The sequence below is a fragment of the Ureibacillus sp. FSL K6-0786 genome (assembly GCF_037965165.1).
Lineage (GTDB): Bacteria > Bacillota > Bacilli > Bacillales_A > Planococcaceae > Ureibacillus > Ureibacillus thermosphaericus.
In genome coordinates, this window is record NZ_CP150191.1 from 1,315,078 (window position 1) to 1,330,480 (window position 15,403).

Annotated in this window: 9 protein-coding genes, 9 tRNA genes, 4 rRNA genes and 1 pseudogene; 6 read left to right on the top strand and 17 right to left on the bottom strand. The window is 43.3% G+C overall.

Annotated features, from left to right (window positions below; all coding sequences use genetic code 11):
* Positions 1-406: 406 nt before the first annotated feature.
* Positions 407-1,699, bottom strand: a complete 1,293-nt coding sequence (gene aceA / locus NSQ18_RS06395; RefSeq protein ID WP_168412484.1) for an isocitrate lyase — start codon at positions 1,697-1,699, stop codon at positions 407-409.
* Positions 1,700-1,918: 219 nt separating this feature from the next.
* Here aceA and NSQ18_RS06400 point away from each other — a divergent pair, with 219 nt between their 5' ends.
* Positions 1,919-2,584: a LytTR family DNA-binding domain-containing protein gene (locus NSQ18_RS06400; RefSeq protein WP_016837572.1), complete on the top strand. Its 666-nt coding sequence runs from the start codon at positions 1,919-1,921 to the stop codon at positions 2,582-2,584.
* Positions 2,585-3,152: 568 nt separating this feature from the next.
* Here the strand turns inward: NSQ18_RS06400 and NSQ18_RS06405 are convergent.
* Genes NSQ18_RS06405 through NSQ18_RS06415 form a run of 3 tightly spaced genes read right to left on the bottom strand, consistent with a single transcriptional unit; the run spans position 3,153 to position 5,316 of the window.
* Positions 3,153-4,772 (bottom strand): IS66 family transposase, encoded by a 1,620-nt coding sequence (locus NSQ18_RS06405; RefSeq protein WP_339289473.1) that lies wholly within the window; start codon positions 4,770-4,772, stop codon positions 3,153-3,155.
* 3 nt (positions 4,773-4,775) lie between these two features.
* Positions 4,776-5,129 (bottom strand): IS66 family insertion sequence element accessory protein TnpB, encoded by a 354-nt coding sequence (gene tnpB / locus NSQ18_RS06410; RefSeq protein ID WP_208651007.1) that lies wholly within the window; start codon positions 5,127-5,129, stop codon positions 4,776-4,778.
* Positions 5,119-5,316 carry a hypothetical protein gene (locus NSQ18_RS06415; protein WP_339287782.1) on the bottom strand — a complete coding sequence of 66 codons (198 nt, stop codon included), beginning with the start codon at positions 5,314-5,316 and terminating at the stop codon, positions 5,119-5,121. Before NSQ18_RS06415 ends, tnpB (NSQ18_RS06410) begins: the two co-directional genes overlap by 11 nt.
* A gap of 402 nt (positions 5,317-5,718) precedes the next feature.
* Here NSQ18_RS06415 and NSQ18_RS06420 point away from each other — a divergent pair.
* The 5 genes and pseudogenes from NSQ18_RS06420 to NSQ18_RS06440 form a co-directional block, all read left to right on the top strand.
* Positions 5,719-6,237: pseudogene (locus NSQ18_RS06420) on the top strand (transposase); the annotation flags it as partial.
* A gap of 93 nt (positions 6,238-6,330) precedes the next feature.
* Complete coding sequence (locus tag NSQ18_RS06425; RefSeq protein WP_339287782.1) at positions 6,331-6,528, top strand: hypothetical protein; 198 nt, start codon at positions 6,331-6,333, stop codon at positions 6,526-6,528.
* Positions 6,518-6,871 (top strand): IS66 family insertion sequence element accessory protein TnpB, encoded by a 354-nt coding sequence (tnpB, locus tag NSQ18_RS06430; protein ID WP_208651007.1) that lies wholly within the window; start codon positions 6,518-6,520, stop codon positions 6,869-6,871. Before NSQ18_RS06425 ends, tnpB (NSQ18_RS06430) begins: the two co-directional genes overlap by 11 nt.
* Positions 6,872-6,874: 3 nt before the next feature.
* Positions 6,875-8,494, top strand: coding sequence for an IS66 family transposase (locus NSQ18_RS06435; RefSeq protein ID WP_339289473.1), 1,620 nt, complete (start codon positions 6,875-6,877; stop codon positions 8,492-8,494).
* Between the two features lie 186 nt (positions 8,495-8,680).
* On the top strand, positions 8,681-9,229 hold the full coding sequence (locus tag NSQ18_RS06440) for a transposase (RefSeq protein ID WP_339289475.1): 549 nt from the start codon (positions 8,681-8,683) through the stop codon (positions 9,227-9,229).
* A 173-nt stretch (positions 9,230-9,402) separates the two neighbouring features.
* Here NSQ18_RS06440 and rrf (NSQ18_RS06445) read toward each other — a convergent pair.
* From rrf (NSQ18_RS06445) to rrf (NSQ18_RS06505), 13 genes are all read right to left on the bottom strand, one after another.
* A 5S ribosomal RNA gene (rrf, locus tag NSQ18_RS06445) occupies positions 9,403-9,518 on the bottom strand.
* 48 nt (positions 9,519-9,566) lie between these two features.
* A 23S ribosomal RNA gene (locus tag NSQ18_RS06450) occupies positions 9,567-12,493 on the bottom strand.
* A gap of 304 nt (positions 12,494-12,797) precedes the next feature.
* A 16S ribosomal RNA gene (locus NSQ18_RS06455) occupies positions 12,798-14,350 on the bottom strand.
* Positions 14,351-14,461: 111 nt separating this feature from the next.
* Positions 14,462-14,537 (bottom strand) — tRNA-Ala (locus tag NSQ18_RS06460).
* A gap of 11 nt (positions 14,538-14,548) precedes the next feature.
* Positions 14,549-14,625, bottom strand: a tRNA-Pro gene (locus NSQ18_RS06465).
* Positions 14,626-14,631: 6 nt separating this feature from the next.
* Positions 14,632-14,708, bottom strand: a tRNA-Arg gene (locus NSQ18_RS06470).
* A gap of 16 nt (positions 14,709-14,724) precedes the next feature.
* Positions 14,725-14,813, bottom strand: a tRNA-Leu gene (locus NSQ18_RS06475).
* A gap of 5 nt (positions 14,814-14,818) precedes the next feature.
* A tRNA-Gly gene (locus NSQ18_RS06480) sits at positions 14,819-14,893 on the bottom strand.
* An 18-nt stretch (positions 14,894-14,911) separates the two neighbouring features.
* A tRNA-Leu gene (locus NSQ18_RS06485) sits at positions 14,912-14,996 on the bottom strand.
* Between the two features lie 6 nt (positions 14,997-15,002).
* Positions 15,003-15,077, bottom strand: a tRNA-Lys gene (locus tag NSQ18_RS06490).
* A gap of 6 nt (positions 15,078-15,083) precedes the next feature.
* A tRNA-Thr gene (locus NSQ18_RS06495) sits at positions 15,084-15,159 on the bottom strand.
* 6 nt (positions 15,160-15,165) lie between these two features.
* Positions 15,166-15,241 (bottom strand) — tRNA-Val (locus NSQ18_RS06500).
* 8 nt (positions 15,242-15,249) lie between these two features.
* A 5S ribosomal RNA gene (rrf, locus tag NSQ18_RS06505) occupies positions 15,250-15,365 on the bottom strand.
* Together the 16S, 23S and 5S rRNA genes with 9 tRNA genes alongside form the textbook arrangement of a ribosomal RNA operon.
* Positions 15,366-15,403: the final 38 nt, after the last annotated feature.

The following is a 15,403-nucleotide window of genomic DNA, read 5'->3' on the forward strand; positions in this document are numbered from 1 at the left end:
TATCAATATTAAAAAAAGACCTTACTCGCTCTGCTCTCGAGACAAGTAAGGCATAACCATCCCCAATTTACTTAATATTTAATCCCTTAACATAAACCCCTTTAGCAATAAATCGATCAATATAGGAGGCAACCTATATTAATTTAACGATCCCCTTTGTAAGTAAGCGATTTAATAGGTTCAAATAACTTGTTCATTATGTCAAAAATTGAACAAACTTAAAACACAAGTAAGCTACATCAAAACGACCAAAAGTTTACAATCCTTCAACAACTTTGTTCAAAGTTTATCAAGCTCAGACTAAAAACTTTCAACTTCATTCGTCATTTCGCCAATACCTTTACTGTTTGTATTGTTGCCTGTTCTATATAAATATCCCCCGTTTTAGACTAAGAAAGAAATTTTATTATACGAATTGTTCAGCTTCTGTTGAACCTGCCATTGCAGTTGTAGAAGAAGTACCTCCAGAAATAACCATTGATACTTCATCGAAGTAACCTGTACCAACTTCACGTTGGTGTCTTGTAGCTGTATAACCTTTTTTCTCTAGATCAAACTCAGCTTGTTGTAGTTTAGAATAAGCTGCCATACCGTTGTCTTTGTAATCAACAGCCAATTCAAACATTGATTTGTTAAGTGAGTGGAATCCTGCTAATGTTACGAATTGGAATTTATAACCCATTTTTGCAATTTCACGCTGGAATTCTGCAATCTCTTTATCTGTGAGATTTGCTTTCCAGTTGAAAGATGGTGAACAGTTGTATGCTAACATTTTGCCAGGGTATTTTTCATGAATTGCTTCCGCAAATTCTCTAGCTTCTTCTAATGAAGGTTTTGATGTTTCGCACCAAATTAAATCAGCATATGGCGCATAAGCTAAACCGCGAGCAATTGCTTGTTTAATTCCTGCTCTTGTTTTAAAGAAACCTTCAGGAGTACGTTCACCTGTAATAAATTCTTTATCTCGTGGGTCAATATCGCTCGTTACCATGTCTGCTGCATCAGCGTCAGTTCTAGCAATTAAGATTGTGTCTACACCCATAACATCCGCAGCTAAACGAGCAGCAATTAAGTTACGAATCGCATTTTGTGTTGGAAGTAATACTTTACCACCTAAGTGACCGCATTTTTTCTCAGAAGCAAGTTGGTCTTCTAAGTGAACTCCAGCAGCACCCGCTTCGATCATGGCTTTTACTAATTCAAACACGTTAAGTGGTCCACCGAATCCTGCTTCAGCATCTGCTACGATTGGTGCAAACCAATCAAAACCATCATCGCGACCTTCAGCATGTTCTATTTGATCAGCACGTTGTAAGGCTTGATTAATACGTTTTACGACAGCTGGAACTGAGTTAGCTGGATATAATGATTGGTCTGGATACATATGTCCTGCTAAGTTAGCATCAGCCGCTACTTGCCATCCTGATAGATAAATAGCTTTTAAACCTGCTTTTACTTGTTGTACTGCCTGATTACCTGTCAATGCACCTAACGCATTAATAAAATCTTCTTCATGTAAAGATTTCCAAAGTCGAGCAGCACCACGTTTTGCCCATGTATGCTCTACGACTACAGACCCCTGTAATTTCACTACTTCTTCAGCAGTATATGGTCGTTCAATTCCTTTCCAACGTGGATTTTCAGCCCAATCTTTTTTTAATGCCTCAACTCTTTCATTTCTTTCCTGTTGCGTCAACATTTCATTCACACCTTCCCCTTTATTTCAATACACTCTGTTAGAAAAGTAATTTACATTCTGTTTCATAACAGGTATATTAATGTTAAACCTAATATATAACAGATAATAAAAAAATGTATTATTTTGTGACGAAATACTAAAAATTCAGGATAAAACAATTATTTCCAAAGATAATTTAGCATGATTCTGAATTTTTAATAAGGGGGAAGTAGTGTAGAGATGTTATGTGTGGATATTTCAAATGAGGGATTAGAACAATTAAAAATTATATTAGAAGATTGGATTCCTAAAAATGCATCCATTGCTGTAGCTTCCGAAGATTCTTATATTTATTATTCACCAAGTATCGAACATTTACATCTTACTATCGAGGACAAAATCCACCCAGAAAGCGTTGCATCTCATGTATTACAAACTCGAATGAAAACTGGAATTGTATTGGATTCAACAATATTTGGAAAACCCTATTTCGTAATAGGCTACCCTATTTACTTAAGTCAAAAAAATGCCGCACTCATTATTATTTTCCCATCTTCCTATACTCCAGAAAAAAAGGAACCTTATAAATTTTTAACTGGTAAGCAGGAAGATCTGTGGACACCCGTACCTGTAGAGGAAATTTCTCATATCGAAAGCTTGCAAAAACGAACTTGGTTTTATGCAAATGATGAACAGTTTAAAACAAATTATACGTTAAAAGAGCTTCAAACAAAGTTACCGGAGTTTTTTGTTCGAGTACATCGTTCATATATATTAAACATTTATTTTATTAAAAATATCACGAAGGATATTACGACAAACTTTATCATTCAATTAAAAAATGGCACCGAATTACCTGTTAGTCAATCATATATTAATGATTTAAGAAGATTACTTGAATTTTAATGATTTAAATGATTGTAATATCATTAATCATGTTCCAAAAACACTCTTCTAATAATAATGTCGCAATAAGGAAACTACACATTCCTTGTTTCGACTTTTTATTTCTTTTATAAACTTTATAAAATTGTTGCATATCGCTTCTCTATCGCGCCGATCGGACTTTCAGTCCTTGTTAGTAAGGGGCTTCAATTTTTGCAAAAAAAAAGCACCACTATTGTGGTGCCTTCTGCGAAGCGCTCGTCTATCTCTCACAAGGGGACCCCTTAACTACCATCGGCGCTAACTCCGAAGCACGTTGACCAGCGATTTTCTGTGTCAGCTTCGGCAGTCCGGTGCTCACGTACTTAGTACGCTCCGCTCCGGGCTGCCTCGCTTCCTTGAACTTCTTGGTCCCCGTGCTTCTCGTCTCCTTCAAATATTTATTTTACTTTTGTTTAGCATGTGGTTTCTGTATCGTAAGCCCGAATTCAAATGACGCATTGAAAACTTAAAACAGGGATTAAAAAAGCGCACCTTTCGGTACGCACGACAAATAGCCCTACAATCTTGAATTTTTTCAGATTGAGGGCTATTTTGCTATTGCACATGATTCACGTATATTTTTAGACCAAGGCAAGTAGCGATCGATTATTTCTGGTTGCTGATGGATTGGGAGGTTCGGGAGTTCTGTCAATACTTTGACCAAGTATTGATAGAAATCAATTCCATTAGCTTTTGCCGTTTCAGCTAAACTCAAACAAATGGCATTGGCATCAGCTCCCAATTCACTCACAGAGAAAAGCCAGTTCTTCCGACCAATCACACTCGGACGAATCGCATTTTCTGCTGGGTTATTGTCAATCGCAATTCGACCGTCATACAGAAATGCTTTTAGACCTTCGGCATGTTTCAAGGTATAGTTTGCCGCTTCCGCAAGGGAACTTTTGCCGTAAAAAGGAGATTCATCTACCCATTGTAAGAATTCTTCCACAATCGGTTTGGAATATTTTTTTCGTGCTTTTCGACGTTTGCTTGGTGAAAGTTTCTTAAACTTTCGTTCCAATTCGTAGAGTCGATTACAATATTCTACACCTTTTTCGGCGTTTTTACTGTTGGCTTTTAACCATTTTCTACGCACATGTGCCCAACAATTGGCGAATGTGACGTTAGGTAAACCAGCGTATGCAGAATATCCGTCACAAATGATGGTTCCCTTGAACTTTTCCACGAAGTCTTTTAAAACTTCCCGACTTCGCGATAACGCACTATGAAACATGACGATGGTCGGCCCTTGAGAAGCAACGCTTCGGAATACCCAGTTATAAGCATTAGACTGAGCCGACTTTCCATCCGAACGATTGAGTATTTGAGCGTATGTTTCATCAATATGAAGAATTGATTTTTTCATAAGGAGCTCTTTCATACGATGGTAGATTGGATGAAGCCAATCCTCCGCGATTCGAATTACCCAGTTCGATAAATTTTTATCGTTTGTAAGGAGACCATAACGGTTCCATTCCTTTACCTGGCGATATAAAGGTAAATATTGAACAAACTTATCGTAGATGATTTTTGCCAAGACCGTTGGTCCAGCAATACTTCGTTGAATCGCTGGTTGTGGTGCTTTGCCTCGTTTGATTTGTGAATTTTTGCTGAGATCTTTTTTACAATTCCTGCACTCATAAGCGTGTTCGATATGTCGAACACGCTTCACAATAGCCGGTATAAATTTTGCTTCCTCACGAACAATCGTGCTGCCGATCTCTGTCATCTGAGATTGACAACACTCGCATTGTAAGTTTTCAGGGTGATGATGAATTTCTTCAATTTCTAAACCATCCACGAAGAAATCGTTTCGTTTCTTTTTATGTATTTTACGAACAACTGTATAGGTAACAGTGTCCGTGCTTTGTTCTTCTGTGTGCTCAGGTTCGTTAAAAAAAGAGTCATCATCAAATAAAGAACATTGTCCATCTGGAGCTTGGTACTTTGATTTTTCTGATTTTGAGCCATAAAGAAGCTTTGTTAAATAGCGAACTTGTTGTGACAACGATTCAATTTGTTTCAACAGTTCTTCATTTCTCTTATTGGATTGCGCGAGTTGTTCTTCTAATAATTGAATTAATTTTTCATACGAATCATTGCTCACATCATTCACCACATTTCCGTACAAATTCAATATTGTCTTGATTATATCACTAGTAATCATTGGTTAAAAGACACCTTTTTTAGATTTTTGTATGGCTTTCGGTTGATGAATTGTGAGTCCTTCAAGTAACCAACGAAGTTGTTGTTGCGTGAGCCGACGAACTTCATTTTCATTTCGTGGCCATTGGAGTTTGCCATTATCCAATCGTTTATAAAGCATAGCGAAGCCATCTCCATCAAAGTATAAACATTTATAACGATCTTTCCTTCGACCGCAAAACAAGAAGATTGCCTCGCTGTATGGATCGAGTTCGAATGAATCCTGAATTAGCGTTGCTAGACCGTCGATTCCTTTTCGCATATCTGTATGACCGCAAATGATATAGATATTTTTGCATTTTGTAAAATCATGAATCATTTCGATTCAACTCCCTGATAACCGCTTGAAGTAATTGAGGTTTGACACCGGGGTAGAAGGAGATTTTACACTGATTGGATTGAATGACGCATATTGGTCTGAGTGGACCACGACTTTCTGGGGATGGAGTTGGATCAGATTTGGACTCTAATTTTACAGGCACGATATTGAGTTTTTCCGTTGCCAAAAAAAGAACACCTCCTCTGTAATTGTTACTTTCATCTTAAAGGGAGGTGTCATTGATTTATAGGCGTTGTTTGATTTCGGGCTTACTCTGTATCGCGCCGATCGGACTTTCAGTCCTTGTTAGTAAGGGGCTTCAATTTTTGCAAAAAAAACAATCATGAATTTTCATTCACAACCCTGGCATGAAAATGGATATTTCTTTCCCATAATGTAGATAACACAAACAGTTAACAATACGTAGGCTTTTATGGTGGATGATACCCTGAATAAAAAACTGTTTGAGTGGATTTGGTGAACAACCCATTGTTAGCTCATTCATTTGGAATGATGACTACGTACAGAAAAATGCTTATATTTCAAATTCACTCGCTGTTTGTGAATCTACTTTATGGGAGGGATTATATTGGATGTACTGATGACACGTTGTGCAGGATTAGATGTACATGCTGAAACAATTGTTGCTTGTGTCATGATTGGCGAACAGGACGATGAATTATTCATTGAAACAGAAACTTTCCCCACTTTAACAAAGGATCTCTTTCGTTTACTAAAGTGGTTGGAAAACCATGGCATTACGCACATTGCGATGGAGAGTACTGGAGTTTATTGGAAACCTGTTTATAACATTTTGGAGGATTACTTTGATATTACATTAGCGAATGCTCAAAGAATCAAGAATGTCCCTGGAAGAAAAACAGATGTTTCGGATGCAGAGTGGATTGCGAAGTTATTGCGTTATGGACTGATTGAAAAAAGTTTTGTTCCACCAGAAGATATACGAAACCTTCGTGATTTAACTCGGCTTCGTAAAAAATGGATCGGCCATTTGACTTCAGAAAAAAATAGGATTCTGAAAGTATTAGAATGCTCAAATGTTAAACTAAATTCAGTTATTTCAGATGTGTTTGGTGTTTCTGGAAGAAAACTTCGTAAGCCCGAAATCAAACAACGCCTATAAATCAATGACACCTCCCTTTAAGATGAAAGTAACAATTACAGAGGAGGTGTTCTTTTTTTGGCAACGGAAAAACTCAATATCGTGCCTGTAAAATTAGAGTCCAAATCTGATCCAACTCCATCCCCAGAAAGTCGTGGTCCACTCAGACCAATATGCGTCATTCAATCCAATCAGTGTAAAATCTCCTTCTACCCCGGTGTCAAACCTCAATTACTTCAAGCGGTTATCAGGGAGTTGAATCGAAATGATTCATGATTTTACAAAATGCAAAAATATCTATATCATTTGCGGTCATACAGATATGCGAAAAGGAATCGACGGTCTAGCAACGCTAATTCAGGATTCATTCGAACTCGATCCATACAGCGAGGCAATCTTCTTGTTTTGCGGTCGAAGGAAAGATCGTTATAAATGTTTATACTTTGATGGAGATGGCTTCGCTATGCTTTATAAACGATTGGATAATGGCAAACTCCAATGGCCACGAAATGAAAATGAAGTTCGTCGGCTCACGCAACAACAACTTCGTTGGTTACTTGAAGGACTCACAATTCATCAACCGAAAGCCATACAAAAATCTAAAAAAGGTGTCTTTTAACCAATGATTACTAGTGATATAATCAAGACAATATTGAATTTGTACGGAAATGTGGTGAATGATGTGAGCAATGATTCGTATGAAAAATTAATTCAATTATTAGAAGAACAACTCGCGCAATCCAATAAGAGAAATGAAGAACTGTTGAAACAAATTGAATCGTTGTCACAACAAGTTCGCTATTTAACAAAGCTTCTTTATGGCTCAAAATCAGAAAAATCAAAGTACCAAGCTCCAGATGGACAATGTTCTTTATTTGATGATGACTCTTTTTTTAACGAACCTGAGCACACAGAAGAACAAAGCACGGACACTGTTACCTATACAGTTGTTCGTAAAATACATAAAAAGAAACGAAACGATTTCTTCGTGGATGGTTTAGAAATTGAAGAAATTCATCATCACCCTGAAAACTTACAATGCGAGTGTTGTCAATCTCAGATGACAGAGATCGGCAGCACGATTGTTCGTGAGGAAGCAAAATTTATACCGGCTATTGTGAAGCGTGTTCGACATATCGAACACGCTTATGAGTGCAGGAATTGTAAAAAAGATCTCAGCAAAAATTCACAAATCAAACGAGGCAAAGCACCACAACCAGCGATTCAACGAAGTATTGCTGGACCAACGGTCTTGGCAAAAATCATCTACGATAAGTTTGTTCAATATTTACCTTTATATCGCCAGGTAAAGGAATGGAACCGTTATGGTCTCCTTACAAACGATAAAAATTTATCGAACTGGGTAATTCGAATCGCGGAGGATTGGCTTCATCCAATCTACCATCGTATGAAAGAGCTCCTTATGAAAAAATCAATTCTTCATATTGATGAAACATACGCTCAAATACTCAATCGTTCGGATGGAAAGTCGGCTCAGTCTAATGCTTATAACTGGGTATTCCGAAGCGTTGCTTCTCAAGGGCCGACCATCGTCATGTTTCATAGTGCGTTATCGCGAAGTCGGGAAGTTTTAAAAGACTTCGTGGAAAAGTTCAAGGGAACCATCATTTGTGACGGATATTCTGCATACGCTGGTTTACCTAACGTCACATTCGCCAATTGTTGGGCACATGTGCGTAGAAAATGGTTAAAAGCCAACAGTAAAAACGCCGAAAAAGGTGTAGAATATTGTAATCGACTCTACGAATTGGAACGAAAGTTTAAGAAACTTTCACCAAGCAAACGTCGAAAAGCACGAAAAAAATATTCCAAACCGATTGTGGAAGAATTCTTACAATGGGTAGATGAATCTCCTTTTTACGGCAAAAGTTCCCTTGCGGAAGCGGCAAACTATACCTTGAAACATGCCGAAGGTCTAAAAGCATTTCTGTATGACGGTCGAATTGCGATTGACAATAACCCAGCAGAAAATGCGATTCGTCCGAGTGTGATTGGTCGGAAGAACTGGCTTTTCTCTGTGAGTGAATTGGGAGCTGATGCCAATGCCATTTGTTTGAGTTTAGCTGAAACGGCAAAAGCTAATGGAATTGATTTCTATCAATACTTGGTCAAAGTATTGACAGAACTCCCGAACCTCCCAATCCATCAGCAACCAGAAATAATCGATCGCTACTTGCCTTGGTCTAAAAATATACGTGAATCATGTGCAATAGCAAAATAGCCCTCAATCTGAAAAAATTCAAGATTGTAGGGCTATTTGTCGTGCGTACCGAAAGGTGCGCTTTTTTAATCCCTGTTTTAAGTTTTCAATGCGTCATTTGAATTCGGGCTTACAAAACTTCTATCCAAATTAATTCAAAATGGATATGTTGATTCCATTGATGTAGAAAATAGTATTCACGGAAGAATGAAGCACAAAAAACAAATGATTACAGACTCTTTATTCGGTACTTTAAACGATCATCAAATCTTTCTAATCAAACAATCTTGGCAACACATCGTTTATTTAGAATCATTAATCAGCCAAATCGAGGAAAGAATAGATGAAATTCTGAAGAATTATAAAGAAGAAGTGGAGTTATTACTAACGATTCCGGGTATTAAAAAGGATTCCGCAGCAATTATTATTGCAGAGATTGGGGTGAACATGGAACAATTTCCTACCTCTCAACACTTAGCGTCTTGGGCCGGAGTTGCTCCAGGAAATCATGAAAGTGCAGGAAAACGAAAGTCAACTAAAACGACTAAAGGGAATCCTCATATCAAAACTGTACTGTGCGAAGTAGCATGGGCAATCTCTAGAAGTAGGAATCGTTGGTTAGCTGCTAAATATTGGTCGATTGCTGCAAGAAGAGGAAAGAAAAAAGCACTCGTTGCCATATCGCATCGAATGCTTCGAATCATTTACTCCATGCTAATTAATAAGGAGCCTTATAAAGAACCTTTAATTAATTAGTATAACCAAAGAAGAATAAGTTTAAACAAAGTTACCTTCCATTAGGTAGCTCTGCTTTCTTATTGTCTTTTTTAGGTTATTTATATATTACCCTCAATAGATTGAAGCTATTCATGGGCTAAGTGGAATTAAATTATTTTCACAGAAAAAGCACCACTATTGTGGTGCCTTTTGCGAAGCGACGTCCTACTCTCACAAGGGGAAGCCCCTTACTACCATCGGCGCTGAAGAGCTTAACTTCCGTGTTCGGTATGGGAACGGGTGTGACCTCTTCGCCATCGTCACTTCACTATATGAGAGGTTGTTCTCTCAAAACTGGATAACGACATTGAAATGATTGGTTAAGTCCTCGATCGATTAGTATCCGTCAGCTCCACACGTCACCGTGCTTCCACCTCGGACCTATCTACCTCATCGTCTTTGAGGGATCTTACTTGCTTATGCAATGGGAAATCTCATCTTGAGGGGGGCTTCATGCTTAGATGCTTTCAGCACTTATCCCGTCCACACATAGCTACCCAGCGGTGCCTTTGGCAAGACAACTGGTACACCAGCGGTGTGTCCATCCCGGTCCTCTCGTACTAAGGACAGCTCCTCTCAAATTTCCTACGCCCACGACGGATAGGGACCGAACTGTCTCACGACGTTCTGAACCCAGCTCGCGTACCGCTTTAATGGGCGAACAGCCCAACCCTTGGGACCGACTACAGCCCCAGGATGCGATGAGCCGACATCGAGGTGCCAAACCTCCCCGTCGATGTGGACTCTTGGGGGAGATAAGCCTGTTATCCCCGGGGTAGCTTTTATCCGTTGAGCGATGGCCCTTCCATGCGGAACCACCGGATCACTAAGCCCGTCTTTCGACCCTGCTCGACTTGTAGGTCTCGCAGTCAAGCTCCCTTATGCCTTTACACTCTGCGAATGATTTCCAACCATTCTGAGGGAACCTTTGGGCGCCTCCGTTACCTTTTAGGAGGCGACCGCCCCAGTCAAACTGTCCACCTGACACTGTCTCCCAAGCCGATCAGGCTTGCGGGTTAGAATTTCAGTACAACCAGGGTAGTATCCCAAGGGCGCCTCCAGGGAAGCTGGCGCTCCCCCTTCTACGGCTCCTACCTATCCTGTACAAGTTGCACCGAAATTCAATATCAGGTTACAGTAAAGCTCCACGGGGTCTTTCCGTCCTGTCGCGGGTAACCTGCATCTTCACAGGTACTATAATTTCACCGAGTCTCTCGTTGAGACAGTGCCCAGATCGTTACGCCTTTCGTGCGGGTCGGAACTTACCCGACAAGGAATTTCGCTACCTTAGGACCGTTATAGTTACGGCCGCCGTTTACTGGGGCTTCAATTCGGAGCTTCGCTTGCGCTAACTCCTCCTCTTAACCTTCCAGCACCGGGCAGGCGTCAGCCCCTATACTTCACCTTACGGTTTTGCAGAGACCTGTGTTTTTGCTAAACAGTCGCCTGGGCCTATTCACTGCGGCTCATCAGGGCTTGCACCCCAATGAGCACCCCTTCTCCCGAAGTTACGGGGTCATTTTGCCGAGTTCCTTAACGAGAGTTCTCTCGCTCACCTTAGGATTCTCTCCTCGACTACCTGTGTCGGTTTGCGGTACGGGCACCTCCCGCCTCGCTAGAGGCTTTTCTTGGCAGTGTGAAATCAGGAACTTCGCGCGTAACGCGCTCCCCATCACAGCTCAGCGTATTAGGAAGCGGATTTGCCTACTTCCACGCCTTGCTGCTTGGACACGCTCGACCAACGGCGTGCATTCCCTATCCTCCTGCGTCCCCCCATCACTCAAACGGCGGGGAGGTGGTACAGGAATATCAACCTGTTGTCCATCGTCTACGCCTTTCGGCCTCGACTTAGGTCCCGACTAACCCTGAGCGGACGAGCCTTCCTCAGGAAACCTTAGTCATTCGGTGGATGGGATTCTCACCCATCTTTCGCTACTCATACCGGCATTCTCACTTCTAAGCGCTCCACCAGTCCTTCCGGTCTGACTTCGACGCACTTAGAACGCTCTCCTACCACTCGTGCAACGCACGAATCCACAGCTTCGGTGAATCGTTTAGCCCCGTTACATTTTCGGCGCAGCGTCACTCGACCAGTGAGCTATTACGCACTCTTTAAATGATGGCTGCTTCTAAGCCAACATCCTGGTTGTCTAAGCAACGCCACATCCTTTTCCACTTAACGATTACTTTGGGACCTTAGCTGGTGGTCTGGGCTGTTTCCCTTTTGACCACGGATCTTATCACTCGTAGTCTGACTCCCGTGTATAAATAGCTGGCATTCGGAGTTTGTCTGAATTCGGTAACCCGAGGTGGGCCCCTAGTCCAAACAGTGCTCTACCTCCAGTATTCTTCACACGAGGCTAGCCCTAAAGCTATTTCGGAGAGAACCAGCTATCTCCAAGTTCGATTGGAATTTCTCCGCTACCCACACCTCATCCCCGCACTTTTCAACGTGCGTGGGTTCGGGCCTCCAGTGAGTGTTACCTCACCTTCACCCTGGACATGGGTAGATCACCTGGTTTCGGGTCTACGACCACGTACTCAAAACGCCCTATTCAGACTCGCTTTCGCTGCGGCTCCGCATTTTCTGCTTAACCTTGCACGTAATCGTAACTCGCCGGTTCATTCTACAAAAGGCACGCCATCACCCGTTAACGGGCTCTGACTACTTGTAGGCACACGGTTTCAGGTTCTCTTTCACTCCCCTCCCGGGGTGCTTTTCACCTTTCCCTCACGGTACTGGTTCACTATCGGTCACTAGGGAGTATTTAGCCTTGGGAGATGGTCCTCCCGGATTCCGACGGAATTTCACGTGTTCCGCCGTACTCAGGATCCACTCAGGAGAGGATGGATTTTCGACTACAGGGCTTTTACCTTCTCTGGCCGTCCTTTCCAGAACGGTTCGTCTAACCCATCCTTTTGTAACTCCGTATAGAGTGTCCTACAACCCCAAGAGGCAAGCCTCTTGGTTTGGGCTGTTCCCGTTTCGCTCGCCGCTACTCAGGGAATCGATTTTTCTTTCTTCTCCTCCAGGTACTTAGATGTTTCAGTTCCCTGGGTGTGCCTTCTTAACGCTATGGATTCACGTTAAGATACTGTTCCATTACGAACAGTGGGTTCCCCCATTCGGAAATCTCCGGATCAAAGCTTACTTACAGCTCCCCGAAGCATATCGGTGTTAGTCCCGTCCTTCATCGGCTCCTAGTGCCAAGGCATCCACCGTGCGCCCTTAACAACTTAACCTTTTCGGTTTTCGATACGCTGCGCAATACTTCGTCAATTTCGCTCGTTCGAATCCTCATGTACGCATATAGTACACTCCGGTTCTCACTCGCTCATTTCCTTGTCTTGCTTGCGTCTCGCAACCCTTACGGCTTTCAATCCACGTCGCATTTACGTCGTGTTAGCCTAGTTGTTTGCGCTTTACAGTAAATTGCTTGCTTTCAATGTCGTTTATCCAGTTTTCAAAGAACAACACTATAACTTTGAAGGTCATAAACCTTCAAAACTGAACACAAAACGCTAACGCTTCCGTAAATATCCTTAGAAAGGAGGTGATCCAGCCGCACCTTCCGATACGGCTACCTTGTTACGACTTCACCCCAATCATCTGTCCCACCTTCGGCGGCTGGCTCCCGAAAGGGTTACCTCACCGACTTCGGGTGTTACAGACTCTCGTGGTGTGACGGGCGGTGTGTACAAGGCCCGGGAACGTATTCACCGCGGCATGCTGATCCGCGATTACTAGCGATTCCGGCTTCATGCAGGCGAGTTGCAGCCTGCAATCCGAACTGAGAACGGTTTTTTCGGATTGGCTCCGTCTCGCGACTTCGCGACCGTTTGTACCGTCCATTGTAGCACGTGTGTAGCCCAGGTCATAAGGGGCATGATGATTTGACGTCATCCCCACCTTCCTCCGTATTTGTACGGCAGTCTCCTTAGAGTGCCCAACTGAATGATGGCAACTAAGGACAAGGGTTGCGCTCGTTGCGGGACTTAACCCAACATCTCACGACACGAGCTGACGACAACCATGCACCACCTGTCACCGCTGTCCCCGAAGGGAAGGCTATGTCTCCATAGCGGTCAGCGGGATGTCAAGACCTGGTAAGGTTCTTCGCGTTGCTTCGAATTAAACCACATGCTCCACCGCTTGTGCGGGCCCCCGTCAATTCCTTTGAGTTTCAGTCTTGCGACCGTACTCCCCAGGCGGAGTGCTTAATGCGTTAGCTGCAGCACTAAGGGGTGGAAACCCCCTAACACTTAGCACTCATCGTTTACGGCGTGGACTACCAGGGTATCTAATCCTGTTTGCTCCCCACGCTTTCGCGCCTCAGCGTCAGTTACAGGCCAGGAAGCCGCCTTCGCCACTGGTGTTCCTCCATATCTCTACGCATTTCACCGCTACACATGGAATTCCGCTTCCCTCTCCTGCACTCAAGTCTCCCAGTTTCCAATGACCCTCCCCGGTTAAGCCGGGGGCTTTCACATCAGACTTAAGAGACCGCCTGCGCGCGCTTTACGCCCAATAATTCCGGACAACGCTTGCCACCTACGTATTACCGCGGCTGCTGGCACGTAGTTAGCCGTGGCTTTCTAGTAAGGTACCGTCAAGGTGCAGCCAGTTACTACTGCACTTGTTCTTCCCTTACAACAGAGCTTTACGATCCGAAGACCTTCTTCGCTCACGCGGCGTTGCTCCATCAGGCTTTCGCCCATTGTGGAAGATTCCCTACTGCTGCCTCCCGTAGGAGTCTGGGCCGTGTCTCAGTCCCAGTGTGGCCGATCACCCTCTCAGGTCGGCTACGCATCGTCGCCTTGGTAGGCCGTTACCCCACCAACAAGCTAATGCGCCGCGGGCCCATCCTATAGTGATAGCAGAACCATCTTTCAACATCAAAGCATGCACTTTGATGTATTATCCGGTATTAGCACGCGTTTCCGCGAGTTATCCCAGTCTATAGGGCAGGTTACCCACGTGTTACTCACCCGTCCGCCGCTAACCTCATGAAAGCTAGGCTTTCAATTGGTTCGCTCGACTTGCATGTATTAGGCACGCCGCCAGCGTTCGTCCTGAGCCAGGATCAAACTCTCCATAAAAGAAAATTTGATTTGCTCAAAAATTTAATGTCCGAATCTAGTTTGTTAACGAGGGTTAACAACTAGATAATTTATTGCATTAACGTTTTGTTGTTCAGTTTTCAAGGTTCATGGTGGAGCATAGCGGGATCGAACCGCTGACCTCCTGCGTGCAAGGCAGGCGCTCTCCCAGCTGAGCTAATGCCCCAATATAATGAATGGTCGGGAAGACAGGATTCGAACCTGCGACCCCTTGGTCCCAAACCAAGTGCTCTACCAAGCTGAGCTACTTCCCGAATTTATGGCGCGCCAGGCAGGAGTCGAACCCACAACCTTCTGATCCGTAGTCAGACGCTCTATCCAATTGAGCTACTGGCGCTAACTTCTATTTTACATGGTGCCGAGGACCGGAGTCGAACCGGTACGGTAGTCACCTACCGCAGGATTTTAAGTCCTGTGCGTCTGCCAATTCCGCCACCCCGGCATTATTGGAGCGGAAGACGGGGTTCGAACCCGCGACCCCCACCTTGGCAAGGTGGTGTTCTACCACTGAACTACTTCCGCAATTATATATATTTTAAATGGTGCGGGTGGAGGGAGTCGAACCCCCACGCCGTGAGGCGCTAGATCCTAAGTCTAGTGCGTCTGCCAATTCCGCCACACCCGCAAAAAATGGTGAGCCATGAAGGACTTGAACCTTCGACCCTCTGATTAAAAGTCAGATGCTCTACCACTGAGCTAATGGCTCGAATAATGGTGCCGGCGAAAGGAATCGAACCCTCAACCTACTGATTACAAGTCAGTTGCTCTGCCAATTGAGCTACACCGGCATGATATGGTGGAGGATGACGGGATCGAACCGCCGACCCCCTGCTTGTAAGGCAGGTGCTCTCCCAGCTGAGCTAATCCTCCATATATTAGCCTAGCAACGTCCTACTCTCACAAGGGGAAGCCCCTTACTACCATCGGCGCTAAAGAGCTTAACTTCCGTGTTCGGTATGGGAACGGGTGTATCCTCTTTGCCATCGTCACTAGACTATTTGTTTTGAGACAAGAACTATTATATCACTTAAT

Coding starts and splice junctions, on each gene's coding strand:
- aceA (WP_168412484.1), bottom strand. CDS start 1,699: ATGTTGACGCAACAGGAAAGAAATGAAAGAGTTGAGGCATTAAAAAAA.
- NSQ18_RS06400 (WP_016837572.1), top strand. CDS start 1,919: ATGTTATGTGTGGATATTTCAAATGAGGGATTAGAACAATTAAAAATT.
- NSQ18_RS06405 (WP_339289473.1), bottom strand. CDS start 4,772: ATGATTACTAGTGATATAATCAAGACAATATTGAATTTGTACGGAAAT.
- tnpB (WP_208651007.1), bottom strand. CDS start 5,129: ATGATTCATGATTTTACAAAATGCAAAAATATCTATATCATTTGCGGT.
- tnpB (WP_208651007.1), top strand. CDS start 6,518: ATGATTCATGATTTTACAAAATGCAAAAATATCTATATCATTTGCGGT.
- NSQ18_RS06435 (WP_339289473.1), top strand. CDS start 6,875: ATGATTACTAGTGATATAATCAAGACAATATTGAATTTGTACGGAAAT.
- NSQ18_RS06440 (WP_339289475.1), top strand. CDS start 8,681: ATGAAGCACAAAAAACAAATGATTACAGACTCTTTATTCGGTACTTTA.